Raw genomic sequence first — 13,412 nt, 5'->3', positions numbered from 1 at the left:
AATCCGGCGGATAACACCATGAGTGCAGGCTGAATACAATCTGTTCAACCGCACCAGACAATGGCTAGGGTAATTTTCCCGCTCTGGGCGCACCTGCCATACCAGCCGAAGTCAGGCGCATACGCGCAAACCACCCCTTTTTGTGGTGCAAGGACAAAGGCAGGGCGGAATACATATCCGGCACGGCCTCGACCAGAATAAGGCTCCCCCCACCCGGGCAGAGCACCTTGCCCGCAATATCCATCCGCCGACCGCGCCTGAGCGTGCGACAGGCCTGACTGGCGGGCAAAAACACAGCCTCATCCCACTGCTCGGCCCGCAGCATGGCCGCTGCCAGCAACTGCCGCAACTTGGGCCTTGTGAAGGATGCGTCCCTGGCGAACGGGGTGCGCCGCAACCTTGCGCGCCCGCCCAGACGGCTGGGCACAACCATGAGCAGACGCCCGTCATCCTTGAGCGCACGGGCTGCGGAGCGCAGAACGGTTAACGGATTGTCGCGCCCCTGCAGGGCATGCACAAGCAGAATACGGTCAAATTTCTGCGGCTCAAACGGAAGTTCCGCAGGGTCCACCACACAGCACTGACCGGGCTGAAAAGCTGTATCCACCCGTGTATTCCCAAGGTAGGCACCAATGCGTAGTGTGGAACTGTCCCCGATTGTGTGCAGGTAGGGAGCCGCACCACCCAGCCCCAGAACAGACTGGTTTTTCATCTCCGGCCAGAACCACCGCATGCGCTCACCCAGCAGGCTGACGTACACCTTGCCCGATGGAGTCCCGTAAAAGCTTTCTTCGCGCGACGTGGCATTCTGCATGGTGCATGCCTATCATATGTTACCCTGCCAAAGCCATGACCTACCCCCACCCAAGCTGGAGGCCCCCATGCCCCTGACCATTCGCGCCATTCCGGTTCTGAGCGACAATTACGCATGGCTTTTGCGTGACGATGCAACGGGCGTGACCGCTGTTGTAGACCCCGGCGAGGCTCCCCCCATAGAACGCGCACTGGAGCAGAACGGGAACAGGCTGGACTTTATTCTGCTAACCCACCACCACAATGACCATATTGGCGGCACCAATACCCTGCGGACCCGCTACCATGCCAAAGTGGCTGGCCCCGCAGCCGAGCAGCACCGCATGCCCAAACTCGATCTGCCGTTAAATGACAATGACAGAATAGAAATAGGCCAAAGTGCTGGGCGGGTTCTGGCCATGCCGGGCCACACGCTGGGCCATATTGCGTATTATTTTGACCAGCCCCCCGCCCTGTTCTGTGGCGATACGCTGTTCAGCCTTGGCTGTGGCCGCCTGTTTGAAGGCACGGCGCAGCAGATGTTTGCAAGCCTTGGCAAGCTACGTGACCTGCCCGAGCAGACCCGCGTGTGCTGCGGACATGAATATACGCTCTCCAACGCCCTGTTTGCCCTACATGTGGACCCCGACAACCCAGCCCTTCAGGCCCGTGTGCAGGAGGTCCGCGCCCTGCGGGAGAGGGGATTACCAACCGTGCCCTCCACACTGGGGCTTGAGCGCGCGACAAACCCGTTCCTGCGCGCGCCCAACGCTCAGATACTGTCCGACCTGCGCAAGCAGAAAGACGTATTCTGAGCACACGCGCCAAGTGAGCATACGGCTCAGCCTGTTATGGGATGGCCAGTATGGTTTGCGCCGGCTGCACCAGCCTTACAACTGGCAAAATCCGCTCCAGCGGAACAGCGCCCATGTAAACATACCCGTTCCGTGCGGAGAGCGAGAGAACAAGCTTGCCGCCTGACCTGTCCCCTCGGGCAATCATGTCCTCCAGAGCTGTTTTAAAGGCTGCGGCCTGCTCGGGGGGCAGAATTTTTTCGGGTTGAAGGCGTTCTACAAAGGGCTTCCAGTCTTTAATAGTCAGCCAGAAATCTCCGGTCACGGCGGTAGCATGCCCACCCCGCACATGGCCGGTCACACCCAGTTTGAGACCATTCCACTCCGCTGAGGCCTTTTGCACAAGCAGTTCAGGCCAGATGGCCTGCCCACTTTCCTCCTCCTGTTCCAGCACACGCAGGCGTTCATACGGGCCGGGCATGGAAAAAGCGGCTTTGACGTTTTGCAGGTACTGCGGCCATGTAGGAATGGTCATCTGCTCCACCGACAGGGAAAGACCGAGCACACTGGCCTGAAAAGTGGCCTGCGTGTTCCACAACCATTCCCCCTGCACGTTTGTCATGCTCACGCCTGACCCACGCACATGCACAAACGGAGCCGTAAAGGCCGCCCTGCCCGCAGGCACGGCGCGCGCAGGCCAGAACACCTCCACCGGGCTGCCTTCAAGCACAACCAGACGGCTGTCCTCCACGCCATCATGCTCATATGGCACGGCAATGGACTGCGGCCCATCCAGCCGCATATGCACCTGCAACGGGTGCCACGGTACGGCCTCCAGCAACACATGGCTGGCGGCGTATTCCATGGCCCGTGGGGCAGGTCCGCCATGTGTGGTGGGTGCGCAGGCCACATGCACGCCCTGCAACACCAGACCAGCGCCAAACAGCCCCCCCGCAGACTGCCTGCCCTGATAAGTCAACTGGCACAAACCCGAAGGATGCGAGACAAGCTGGTCCAGATACTGCTGGCTCTTCCAGCGGAACGCGCCAGCCCCGCCACCAAGCAGCACGGCCCCCACTGCCAGCGTAACAAGGGCTGTTTTTACAAAGCGTGTCATCCCCACCTCAAATGGCTGTCTTCCGCCTGCCGCGTAAAATTATCCACAGCCTGAATTCCTTATTGGCAGCACACGCCCCAGCGGCAGTCCACCCAATGCCCCAGTCAGTTTTTCCAGAAAAACACCTGAACCCACATAATCCAAAAACCTCTTTATGGAAAAGAGAATTTTGGAATTTTTTCTCAAAACACCACACATGCCAGCAAAAGCATTCAACCAGATTTACTTGGGAGTATGCAGTAAATCCGCCTGAATTACTGGCATGACCCTTTTATGACATAGATCATACTCCACAAAGTTATCCACAGTGGATATCTGGTTATCCCCCTCTCCTGCTCCGGTCCTCCACAGGGTTACGCGGCACCGACAGGCTCCAGCGCCCGCCAGCTTTTTTCAATCTCTTCAAGCAGAGCCGTTCTTTTGATCGGACCAACACTCGGGCCAATGCACACATGCAGCACGCCCGAGCGTTTGACAAAAGCATTGCGCCCCCAGAACAGGCCCGAATTGGTGGCCACCGGAATAACCGGCAACCCTGTATGGCTGGACATGGCGGCAATACCGGGCTTGAGCGCCACATGCTCACCCGGCATGGTGCGCGTCCCTTCAGGGAAAATAATAATCTGGCGGTTATCAGCAACGGCCTTGTCTGTGCCCTGCAACAAGAGGCGCAGGGCGCGCGCACCCGCCGCACGCTCCACCGGCATCATACCTGTTAGCACCAGCATAGGGCCAAGCAGGGGAATGCGGGTCAATTCGCCTTTCATGACGTAACACGGGCGGGGCAGCAGCAGCATCCACACCAGCGTATCGAACGCGGACTGATGCTGCGAGGCAATAAGTGCTGGGCCGGATTGTGGCAGATGCTCCTGCCCGCTTACGCACACCCGCACCCCGCAAATGGTACGGAACAGCCACAGGACCAGCCGCGACCACAGCTTTGCATAAGCCAGCGCACGCCCGGGCATAAACCAGCGGATAGGCAGGGCGCCAACCCCCATGATCCCGGTCAGCACAAAAGCCACAATATTAAACACAACGGAACGCACAACAGCCATAAGAACAAACCCGCTACAACCAGCATATTAGTCTTTGATTAACCACGCTGGACACCAGAAAACCGCCGTTGTGGCAAGCAAAACCGCACAAACCAGACCTGCCATACCTGTTCCGTCTGGCCTATGGCCCGCTATGGCTGTATAGCAAAGCAGCACTTTGCATAGAAAGACAGGATAATATGAGCGACTATAAGGTAAAGGACCTCTCGCTGGCCGATTGGGGTCGCAAGGAAATTTCCATTGCTGAAGGCGAAATGCCGGGTCTGATGGCACTGCGCGAAGAATACGGCGCAAGCCAGCCCCTTAAGGGCGCGCGTATTGCAGGCTGCCTGCACATGACCATCCAGACCGCAGTTCTGATCGAAACACTGGTCGCTCTGGGCGCTACCGTGCGCTGGTCTTCTTGCAACATTTTCTCCACGCAGGACCACGCCGCTGCGGCTATTGCTGCTGCTGGCATTCCGGTGTTCGCATGGAAAGGCCTGACCGAAGACGAATTCAACTGGTGTATCGAGCAGACCATCAAGGGCCCCGATGGCTGGACCCCGAACATGATCCTCGATGACGGTGGCGATCTGACCGTCATGATGCATGACCAGTTCCCCGAACTGCTGGCCGAAGTTAAGGGCCTGTCGGAAGAAACCACAACAGGTGTGCACCGCCTGTGGGAAATGCAGAAAAAAGGCACGCTGAAGGTTCCCGCCATCAACGTGAACGACAGCGTTACCAAATCCAAATTTGATAACCTGTATGGCTGCCGCGAAAGTCTGGTGGACGCCATCCGCCGTGGCACCGATGTCATGATGGCTGGCAAGGTTGCCGTTGTTGCCGGTTATGGTGACGTGGGCAAAGGCTCCGCTGCCTCCCTGCGTAACGCAGGCTGCCGCGTGCTGGTGACCGAAGTTGACCCGATCTGCGCCCTGCAGGCCGCCATGGAAGGCTACGAAGTGGTCACCATGGAAGCCGCCGCACCGCGTGGCGACATTTTTGTGACCGCAACCGGCAACGTGGACGTCATTACCGTTGACCACATGCGCGCCATGAAAAACCGCGCAATCGTGTGCAACATCGGCCACTTTGACTCCGAAATCCAGATCGGCGGGCTGCGCAACTTCACATGGGACAACATCAAACCGCAGGTTGATGAAGTGGTGTTCCCTGATGGCAAGCGCCTGATTGTTCTGTCCGAAGGCCGTCTGGTCAATCTGGGCAATGCAACCGGTCACCCGTCCTTTGTTATGTCTGCGTCCTTTACCAACCAGACGCTGGCCCAGATCGAACTGTGGACAGCACCGGAAGGCAAGTATGACGTTGCAGTTTACACCCTGCCCAAAAAGCTGGACGAAAAAGTTGCATCCCTGCATCTGGCCAAGGTTGGCGCGCATCTGAGCAAGCTGAGCGAAACACAGGCCAAATACATTGACGTTCCGGTTAACGGTCCCTTCAAGCACGAAGAATACCGTTACTAATAGACCATGACCGGGGTGGGGGATGTTCCACATGGAACGCCCTCCCCCCGTTCGGGCCTTGGCCCTGCGGGCACGCCACGGCCAAGACCGTGACCTGCCCCCCTCCCCCATTCAAAAAATGCACTGCTGGTTCGTGGTTTTTAATCTGAACCCATTGCCGGGCTGAACCGTTACCCTGCACAGGGCAACGCACTGGCCTGCCCTCTTCCTGTTGCTGGCAGAGCTTCCCCCATCCGCGCCCGTGCCCTTGCCCTTGCCCTTGCCCTTGCCCTTGCACAAAACTGTCTCTTTCCTGACAGATTTATCAGGGTATTCTGCATAACAGAACCGCGCTGTATATTATGAGAGGATTACCCCCCATGAGTATTTTTGGCTCCATTCTATCCGCCATTTTTCATCACGCCAAAGCAGCAACGCCAGACACCACATCCCCCGCCAATGCTAACGCACAGCCCAGTGCGGCCGCCGTTGCCGCCCCCGGCACAGTGCCCCCCGCCGGGTCCCCCGTGAATGTGGACGCCGTTCTGGCAAGCCTTGCCGCGCAGAACGGACAGAACCTGAACTGGAAAGAGTCCATTGTGGACCTGCTCAAACTGCTGGGGCTGGATAGCTCGCTGGATGCACGCAAAAAGCTGGCGGCAGAACTGGGTTACACCGGCAATACCGAAGACAGCGCAAGCATGAACGTGTGGCTGATCAAGGAAGTCCGCCAGAAACTGGTCCAGAATGGCGGAAAAATTCCCGCAGGTCTGTAAATCCGCACGGGTAACCAGAACTGAAGCAGGCGCAGGTGAATAGCCTGCGCTTTATACTTTTAGGCTGCCCACAACGGCTTTACCCCTGACCCGCACAAACAATATCTCACCCTGCGTTTTTTAGCCGTGCAGGGTGTTCCTGTGCTGAGTATCTGTATCTTTAAAGGCGGCGGCGGCTGGAACGGTGGTGTAATGTGCCGTATCCACCACCACAACGGCCAGTCCAGCTATGGGCGAGACCACCCGGTCCTTGCGTAAAAGTGCTGCAAAGCGGCGATCTACAGCGGCCTTTTGCTCGTACTCGGCATCCAGCAGCCCATGCCGGTCAATAAATACATTCAGCGATGACGGAATGCGGATACAGCCTTCAGACGCCGTATGCCCCAGACGTTGCTCCAGATAAACCGGGTCCGTTGCATGCATTTCCAGCCGGATCTGCACTTTGTCCCGGCTTGGTAGCCACCCTTTTTCGGCCCATTGCCAGCCAAAGTCCCACACGCGCATGCCTGTGGTGCCATTCCCCATAATGCCGTTTTCATTCTTGGTGCCCAATGCACGGTAACCAAGACGATCCGCCGAATTGGGAAAAACACCTGTGGGGGTAATATAGTAATATTGCCGTCCGGTTGTGCCGGTGGACACTCTGGTGCTGCCAATAACCTGCCAGTCCGCACTGCCAGGTAAAGCCAAAATCAGGCACAGACGTTGGACTTTGGGGTTACGGTCCACCACCACAAGCACCTGTGGCCGGTCCAGAACATAACCTGCCTGCTCCAGTTGCTGCCGGGCCAGTGCCACCCATGCCGTTTTGTATACCGAGGCCACAGGCAGGGCGGCTGGCACCTCATGCCGGAAAGCTATGGTCAACGCCCATGCTTCCTGCCGGGCGGTATCCTCCCCCACAACAGGAATAGGGGACAATACCCTCTCCTGCGGATGGGAGGATAAAGCTGGTGCGCCGTTAGACAACCCAGCAAAAGCAGGGTCCAAAGCACTATCATCTACACTGGAGTGATGTGCGCCACCGGGCGCGAGAGTGTTGGTTGTATGCTCAGCAGGCCGCCATATTGCCCCCTGCGCCCACGCAACCTCTGATATGGCCAGAAAACCACCAGCCATAGCCGAGCAGACTGCCAGTTTCCGTACCATGCACATACATGCTCCCCCGTATGCAACTACGGGGGAGAGTATGGCATTAGTCCTAACAAGAAGAAAATATTCAGATGTTGATCGCGCGGTTGTCAGCACCCAATGCGGCTTCCTTGACCGCTTCGCTCAGTGTTGGGTGAGCGTGGCAGACACGGCCGATATCTTCCGCCGAGGCACCAAACTCGATTGCCATTGTGGCTTCGGCAATCAGTTCGCCTGCTGCTGGGCCAATAATGTGCACGCCCAGCACGCGGTCGGTCTGCTTGTCGGCCAGAACTTTAACAAAACCGTCCGTCATGCCCAGTGCGCGTGCGCGGCCATTGGCAAGGAAGGGGAACTTGCCGGTCTTGTAAGCAACGCCCTTGTCCTTAAGCTGCTCTTCCGTAAAGCCAACGGACGCCACTTCCGGCCATGTGTAGATCACACCGGGAATGGCATCGTAATTAACGTGCCCAGCCTGCCCTGCCAGCAGTTCGGCCAGAGCCACACCTTCTTCTTCCGCCTTGTGGGCCAGCATGGGGCCAGCAATAACGTCCCCAATTGCGTAAATACCGGGAATGTTTGTGGCGTAATGGGCATCCACTTCCACGCGGCCACGCTTGTCCAGCGCAATACCGGCTTCTTCCAGCCCCATGTTCTTGCTTGCGGCCGTACGACCGACCGCCACCAGAACCACATCGGCCTCCAGCGTTTCCACCGTGCCACCGGCGGAGGGTTCAATACTGAGCACCACGGCTTTTTTGGTTTTTTCGGCTTTGGTGACCTTGTGGCCCAGCTTCATTTTGAAGCCCTGCTTGGTCAGCAGTTTCTGGAACTGCGCGGCCACTTCGTTGTCGGTGCCGGGGACCAGACGGTCAAGGAATTCTACCACGGTCACTTCCGCGCCAAGGCGCTGCCACACGCTCCCCAGTTCCAGCCCAATAACACCACCACCAATGACAACCAGACGCTTGGGCACTTCGGACAGTTCAAGCGCACCTGTGGAAGTCACAATAACTTTTTCGTCCACCTCAATGCCCGGCAGGTTTGCGCTATCGCTCCCGCTAGCAATAATGATGTGTTTGGCGGTTACCGGCTTGCCATCCACACTCAGACGGCCCGTGCCTTCTACCTTGCCATGGCCCTTAAGCCAGGTAATGCCGTTTTTCTTGAAGAGGAATTCAACCCCCTTCACGTTGGCGCCCACAATATCGGCCTTGCGGGCCTGCATTTTGGCCAGATCAAGCTTTACGCTATCAATCAGCACACCATGGGCTGCAAAATCGTGCCCGGCGGCATGATAGTTTTCCGAGGACTGAAGCAGCGCCTTGGAGGGAATGCACCCAACGTTCAGGCAGGTACCACCAAGGGTTGCGCGTTTTTCCACGCAGGCAACCTTAAAGCCAAGCTGTGCCGCGCGAATGGCGCAGACATACCCGCCCGGTCCTGCACCAATAACCACAACATCATAATCCGTCTCGGCCGGTGGGGCGGCCTGTGCTGCGGCTTTGGGAGCGGGAGCAGACTGCGCGGGGGCGGCGGCTTGTGCTGCCGGGGCAGCGGCCTTGCCTGCGGCTCCGGCTTCCAGCAGGGCCAGCACGGCACCAACCTCTACTTCATCACCTTCCTTTACGGCATGGTTTTCCAGCCGACCGGCGGCGGGAGCAGGCACTTCCACGCTCACCTTGTCCGTTTCCAGTTCTACAACCGGTTCGTCTTCCTTGACCGCTTCACCCGGCTGCTTGAGCCACTTCCCTACCGTGGCGGTGGTCACACTTTCTCCAAGGGTCGGTACTTTAATTTCGGTCGGCATGGGTCTTGTCTCGCTCACGTTAGGGTCTGCAAAAATGGAAAGGCCGGAGAGCCGCGTATGGGCCACCTCCGGCCTGTGCCAGTGTCAGATCAGACGTCAATCAACAGGCGACGGGGGTCTTCCACATTCTGCTTGAGCCGAACAAGGAAGCTGACAGCCTCCTTACCATCCACAATACGATGATCGTAGGACAGGGCCACATACATCATGGGGCGAATGACCACCTGGCCGTTTACGGCAACCGGGCGCTCCTGAATGGAGTGCATGCCCAGAATACCGGACTGCGGGGCGTTCAGGATCGGGGTGGACAGCAGCGAACCATAAATGCCGCCATTGGTAATGGAGAAGGTACCACCGGACAGTTCATCCAGCTTGAGTGTTCCTTCACGCGCGGCCTTACCGAAGCCTGAAATGGTTTTTTCGATCTGGGCAAAGCCCATTTTATCGGCATCGCGAATAACCGGCACAACCAGACCGTTGGGGCCACCCACGGCAATGCCAAGGTTGATAAAGTCGCGATAGATCACATCCTCGCCGTCAATTTCGGCGTTAATGGCGGGGAATTCCTTCAGCGCTGCAATCACCCCACGGGAGAAGATGGACATGTAACCCAACTTCACACCATGCTTTTTAACAAAGCTGTCCTGGAATTCGGCACGCAGCGCCATTGCGCCAGACATGTCGATCTCGTTGAACGTGGTCAGCATGGCCGCCGTGTTCTGCGCTTCCTTCAGGCGGCGGGCAATGGTGCGGCGCAGGCGCGTCATTTTGACGCGTTCTTCACGCGGGTCATCCTTGCGGGCAGGCTTGGGGGCCGCTGCCGGGGTCGCCGCCTGCGGCTGGGACAAAAAGCCCAGTACGTCGCCTTTGGTAATGCGTCCGCCAAGACCCGTGCCCTGACCAACCTGCCCTGCGTTCAGGCCATTTTCGGCCATCATCTTGCGCGCGGCAGGCAGGGCTGCGGCAGAATCAACTGCTGGAGCCGCAGGTTTTGCGGCCGGGGCGGCGGGGGCTTCCACCTTTTTTTCTGGTGCCACGACTTTGGGGGCTGCGGGTGCGGCCCCTGCCTTGCCGGGCTCCACGGTTGTCAGCAGGGCACCCACTTCAACCTCATCCCCTTCCTTTACGGCCTGCGGGCCAAGTACGCCTGCCTGCGGGGCGGCAACTTCCACACTGACCTTATCAGTTTCAAGTTCAACGACCGGCTCGTCTTCCTTGACTGCATCACCCGGCTGCTTGAGCCATTTGGCAATGGTTGCCGTGGTTACGCTCTCGCCCAGTGTTGGCACCTTGATCTCGACTGACATCCTGTTCCCCATTCTTCTCAAGAAAGCTCCTGTGTGGGGTAATGGTTTTTCCACACAGGGTTTTTCTTCCGCGTAAGGCGGACAATTTTTCTAAAATTCCAGACCCGGCTCAGCCAGACGTTTTAAGCCCCAGCGCGCGTTCCACAAGATCCGCCTGCTCGGCAGCGTGGATGCGGGCCAGACCCGTGGCAGGGCTTGCCGCGGCTGCACGCCCCACATACTGCGGACGCCCGGCCTTATGGCCTGCCCGTAGCAGGGCTTTTTCAATCCGCCGGTCCACAAAGTGCCACGCACCGCCATTTTCCGTTTCTTCCTGACACCAGACAATGTCTGCTTCAGGATAACGCTTCAGCTCGGCTGCGAGTGCTGCTTCGGGGAAGGGGTAGAGTTGCTCCACACGCACGATGGCGACATCCTTGATGTCCTTCTCGCGGCGGGCTGCCAGCAGGTCGTAATAAACCTTGCCCGAGCAGATAACCACGCGACGGACCTTGGCGTCCGGCCCAAGCGCATCCGCCTCTGGCAGAACCGGGCTAAAGCGCGTACCCGGCCCAAAATCCGCCAGAGCGGAAACCGCCAGCTTGTGCCGCAGCAGGGATTTGGGCTCCATCAGCACCAGCGGCTTGCGGTAGTCCAGCTTGAGCTGGCGGCGCAGGGCATGGAAGTAGTTCGCAGGCGTTGTAATGTTGCACACGAACATATTGTCTTCAGCGCAGAGCTGGAGGTAACGCTCCAGACGGGCGGAAGAATGTTCAGGTCCCTGCCCTTCGTACCCGTGGGGCAGAAGCAGCACCAGACCGGACATGCGCAGCCATTTGGTCTCACCCGACGCAATGAACTGGTCAATAATGACCTGCGCACAGTTAGCGAAGTCCCCGAACTGCGCTTCCCACAGAACCAGCGTTTGCGGGTTACGCACGGAATAACCGTATTCAAAACCCAGCACGCCGTATTCGGACAACAGCGAGTTCCAGATTTCGATTTTTGCCTGATCAGGCTGAATGTGGTTCAGCGGTGTGCAGGGCGTCTGGTTGACCTGATCGGTCCATGTGGCGTGGCGCTGGCTGAAGGTGCCGCGCTGGCAGTCCTCGCCAGACAGGCGCACACGGTGGCCATCCAGCAGCAGGGAGCCAAAACCCATGGCCTCGCCCGTTGCCCAGTCAAACCCTTCGCCCGAGCTGAACATGCCAGCCTTGGCCTTGAGCTGGCGTGCGATCTTGGAATTAAGGTTGAACCCTTCGGGTACCTTGGTGATTGCTGCGCCAATTTTTTGCAGCGCATCAAGAGCCACGCCGGTTTCGGGCCATGCCTGTTCGGGTTTCTGCCCCGGAGCACTCAGCCCTTTCCAGCCACCTTCAAGCCAGTCAGCCTTGTTGACCTTGTAGGACTCGGCTGCTTTGTAATCCGCTTCCAACCGGTCCTGGAACGCATCCCACTGGGCCTGCGTTTCGGCCTCGGTCATCACACCTGTTTCCACCACACGGCGGGCATACAGGGTATGCGGCGTTTCGTGGCTGGCAATGGCCTTGTACATAACGGGCTGGGTAAAAACCGGCTCGTCCGTTTCGTTATGGCCATGGCGGCGGTAGCAGACAATATCGAGCACAATATCGCTGGCAAATTTGAGGCGATAATCTGCGGCAAGGCGTGAGGCGTAGATCACCGCTTCAGCGTCATCACCATTCACATGCAGGACCGGCGCCTCAATGGATTTGGCAAGATCGGTGCCATACACACCGGAATGCCCGCATTCCGGGTTGGTGGTAAAGCCGATCTGGTTGTTAACCACCATATGGATGGTCCCACCCGTACGGTAGCCAGGCAGTTGGGACATGGCAAAGGTTTCGTACACAATGCCCTGACCGGCAAATGCCGCATCACCATGAATGACAATACCCATGCTGCCACTACGGTTTTGCGTATCGCCCGCGTCATCCTGCGTTGCGCGCACCTTACCCAGCACAACGGTATCCACCGCTTCCAGATGTGATGGATTGGGCAGAAGGGAAATATGGACCGAGCGCCCGCTTACTTCCACATCAGCCGAAGACCCGAGATGGTATTTGACGTCCCCCGAGCCTTCCACATTGTCAGGCTTGAAGGAACCACCGGCAAATTCGTTAAAAATGGCCACGTAGGGCTTACGCACCACGTTAACCAGCGTGTTCAGGCGGCCACGGTGCGCCATGCCAATGGTGACCGAGCCAACACCCTGCACTGCGGACTGGTCCACAATGGCATGCAGGGCGGGAATGGAGATTTCGCCCCCTTCCAGACCAAACCGTTTGGCGCCAACGTAACGCTTCTGACAGAAAGCCTCGAACCCTTCGGCTTCGGCCAGATTTTTGAGAATGCTTTTGCGCTCGGCTACACTGACATTGTTCTGCCAGTTATCGCTTTCCAACCGGTTGCGGAACCATTCGCGCTGCTCGGCATTGCGGGCGTACAGGTATTCCGCACCAATATTGCCACAGTAAACGCCGCGCAGGGCTGCAATAACGTCCTTGACCTTGGCTGTGTTACGCCCCTTGAGCAGGGGTTCCAGCAAGGAGCCAATAAACACGTCGCGTTCAAGGTCCTTGGGGCCAAAGCCGTAGGTCTGCGGGTTCAGTTCCTCACGCTGCGTGGGAACCTTGAGCCCGAGCGGGTCCAGCGTTGCCTCCAGATGACCGAATTCGCGGTAAGCGCGCACCAGACGGGCAATTGCCAGACTGTCCTGCGCTGCCAGACCGCCAGCCGGGCCACCCTTGGCAGGTGGTGGCGGCTCTTCCCCCGTAATAATGGACGGGCGCGGTGCCCATGATGCGCCAAGCGCGTCATGCAGTACGGCCGCCTCGTCATCTCCCAGCGAGCTGAAGAGAATATTGAAGGAGGGATCTACACTTTTTGGATCCTTTGCCCATTGGGCATACAAATCCGCAAGGTACGCGATATTGGCACCGTTCAGAGCGGTTGCCAGCATATCCGATACCGCCATCTCACATTCCTCCCTGTCGCGGGGTGATCACGCGCCGCAGACCAGATGTTGTGTCACACTCCAACGTAAGCCGGACCATCTTTTCCTTCACCCCACCCATACAGCGGGGTGCCCTTGATATCCCTTGCCAGCGGCACACAGCCCCCGGCTCTTTCTGTCTCAAGAGCTAGACCGGCCATGGGGCCGGAACAAGGGCACCGCC

Annotated in this window: 10 protein-coding genes; 3 read left to right on the top strand and 7 right to left on the bottom strand. The window is 58.3% G+C overall.

The genetic code is table 11. From position 1 onward, the window contains the following. Nucleotides 1-64: 64 nt before the first annotated feature. The gene (locus GOB86_RS05120; RefSeq protein ID WP_165991286.1) at nucleotides 65-814 is read right to left on the bottom strand and encodes a class I SAM-dependent methyltransferase; all 750 of its coding nucleotides are present in this window, start codon (nucleotides 812-814) and stop codon (nucleotides 65-67) included. Nucleotides 815-881: 67 nt separating this feature from the next. Between GOB86_RS05120 and gloB the strand changes: the two genes are divergently transcribed. Then, nucleotides 882-1,607, top strand: coding sequence for a hydroxyacylglutathione hydrolase (gloB, locus tag GOB86_RS05115; RefSeq protein WP_165991324.1), 726 nt, complete (start codon nucleotides 882-884; stop codon nucleotides 1,605-1,607). 34 nt (nucleotides 1,608-1,641) lie between these two features. On the opposite strand, the gene GOB86_RS05110 is transcribed toward gloB, so the two are convergent. Continuing rightward, nucleotides 1,642-2,703: a DUF2125 domain-containing protein gene (locus GOB86_RS05110; protein WP_165991285.1), complete on the bottom strand. Its 1,062-nt coding sequence runs from the start codon at nucleotides 2,701-2,703 to the stop codon at nucleotides 1,642-1,644. Between the two features lie 353 nt (nucleotides 2,704-3,056). Then, the gene (locus tag GOB86_RS05105) at nucleotides 3,057-3,761 is read right to left on the bottom strand and encodes a lysophospholipid acyltransferase family protein (protein WP_165991284.1); all 705 of its coding nucleotides are present in this window, start codon (nucleotides 3,759-3,761) and stop codon (nucleotides 3,057-3,059) included. A 179-nt stretch (nucleotides 3,762-3,940) separates the two neighbouring features. Between GOB86_RS05105 and ahcY the strand changes: the two genes are divergently transcribed. Both ahcY and GOB86_RS05095 read left to right on the top strand, forming a co-directional pair. Beyond that, complete coding sequence (gene ahcY / locus GOB86_RS05100) at nucleotides 3,941-5,230, top strand: adenosylhomocysteinase (RefSeq protein WP_165991283.1); 1,290 nt, start codon at nucleotides 3,941-3,943, stop codon at nucleotides 5,228-5,230. 359 nt (nucleotides 5,231-5,589) lie between these two features. Further along, complete coding sequence (locus tag GOB86_RS05095; RefSeq protein ID WP_165991282.1) at nucleotides 5,590-5,985, top strand: DUF3597 domain-containing protein; 396 nt, start codon at nucleotides 5,590-5,592, stop codon at nucleotides 5,983-5,985. A gap of 120 nt (nucleotides 5,986-6,105) precedes the next feature. Here GOB86_RS05095 and GOB86_RS05090 read toward each other — a convergent pair whose 3' ends face one another. The 4 genes from GOB86_RS05090 to GOB86_RS05075 all read right to left on the bottom strand — a co-directional run bounded on the left by GOB86_RS05090 (nucleotide 6,106) and on the right by GOB86_RS05075 (nucleotide 13,210). Continuing rightward, nucleotides 6,106-7,134 carry a L,D-transpeptidase gene (locus tag GOB86_RS05090; RefSeq protein WP_242012508.1) on the bottom strand — a complete coding sequence of 343 codons (1,029 nt, stop codon included), beginning with the start codon at nucleotides 7,132-7,134 and terminating at the stop codon, nucleotides 6,106-6,108. Between the two features lie 70 nt (nucleotides 7,135-7,204). Next, complete coding sequence (gene lpdA / locus GOB86_RS05085; RefSeq protein ID WP_165991323.1) at nucleotides 7,205-8,926, bottom strand: dihydrolipoyl dehydrogenase; 1,722 nt, start codon at nucleotides 8,924-8,926, stop codon at nucleotides 7,205-7,207. An 89-nt stretch (nucleotides 8,927-9,015) separates the two neighbouring features. Next, nucleotides 9,016-10,233 carry a 2-oxoglutarate dehydrogenase complex dihydrolipoyllysine-residue succinyltransferase gene (gene odhB, locus GOB86_RS05080; protein WP_165991322.1) on the bottom strand — a complete coding sequence of 406 codons (1,218 nt, stop codon included), beginning with the start codon at nucleotides 10,231-10,233 and terminating at the stop codon, nucleotides 9,016-9,018. Between the two features lie 109 nt (nucleotides 10,234-10,342). Then, a complete protein-coding gene (locus tag GOB86_RS05075; RefSeq protein ID WP_165991281.1) occupies nucleotides 10,343-13,210 on the bottom strand; it encodes a 2-oxoglutarate dehydrogenase E1 component in 2,868 nt (955 codons plus the stop codon). Nucleotides 13,211-13,412 lie beyond the last annotated feature (202 nt).

The sequence above is a fragment of the Acetobacter lambici genome, assembly GCF_011516885.1.
GTDB classification, from domain to species: Bacteria; Pseudomonadota; Alphaproteobacteria; order Acetobacterales; family Acetobacteraceae; genus Acetobacter; species Acetobacter lambici.
Note: the sequence above shows the minus strand (reverse complement) of the source record. Positions and strands in the feature narration are given on the sequence as shown.

Excerpts from the sequence above, each read along its gene's own strand:
- odhB (WP_165991322.1), bottom strand. The coding sequence starts at position 10,233 with ATGTCAGTCGAGATCAAGGTGCCAACACTGGGCGAGAGCGTAACCACG.
- GOB86_RS05090 (WP_242012508.1), bottom strand. The coding sequence starts at position 7,134 with ATGGTACGGAAACTGGCAGTCTGCTCGGCTATGGCTGGTGGTTTTCTG.
- ahcY (WP_165991283.1), top strand. The coding sequence starts at position 3,941 with ATGAGCGACTATAAGGTAAAGGACCTCTCGCTGGCCGATTGGGGTCGC.
- GOB86_RS05110 (WP_165991285.1), bottom strand. The coding sequence starts at position 2,703 with ATGACACGCTTTGTAAAAACAGCCCTTGTTACGCTGGCAGTGGGGGCC.
- GOB86_RS05105 (WP_165991284.1), bottom strand. The coding sequence starts at position 3,761 with ATGGCTGTTGTGCGTTCCGTTGTGTTTAATATTGTGGCTTTTGTGCTG.
- GOB86_RS05095 (WP_165991282.1), top strand. The coding sequence starts at position 5,590 with ATGAGTATTTTTGGCTCCATTCTATCCGCCATTTTTCATCACGCCAAA.
- GOB86_RS05120 (WP_165991286.1), bottom strand. The coding sequence starts at position 814 with ATGCAGAATGCCACGTCGCGCGAAGAAAGCTTTTACGGGACTCCATCG.
- lpdA (WP_165991323.1), bottom strand. The coding sequence starts at position 8,926 with ATGCCGACCGAAATTAAAGTACCGACCCTTGGAGAAAGTGTGACCACC.
- gloB (WP_165991324.1), top strand. The coding sequence starts at position 882 with ATGCCCCTGACCATTCGCGCCATTCCGGTTCTGAGCGACAATTACGCA.
- GOB86_RS05075 (WP_165991281.1), bottom strand. The coding sequence starts at position 13,210 with ATGGCGGTATCGGATATGCTGGCAACCGCTCTGAACGGTGCCAATATC.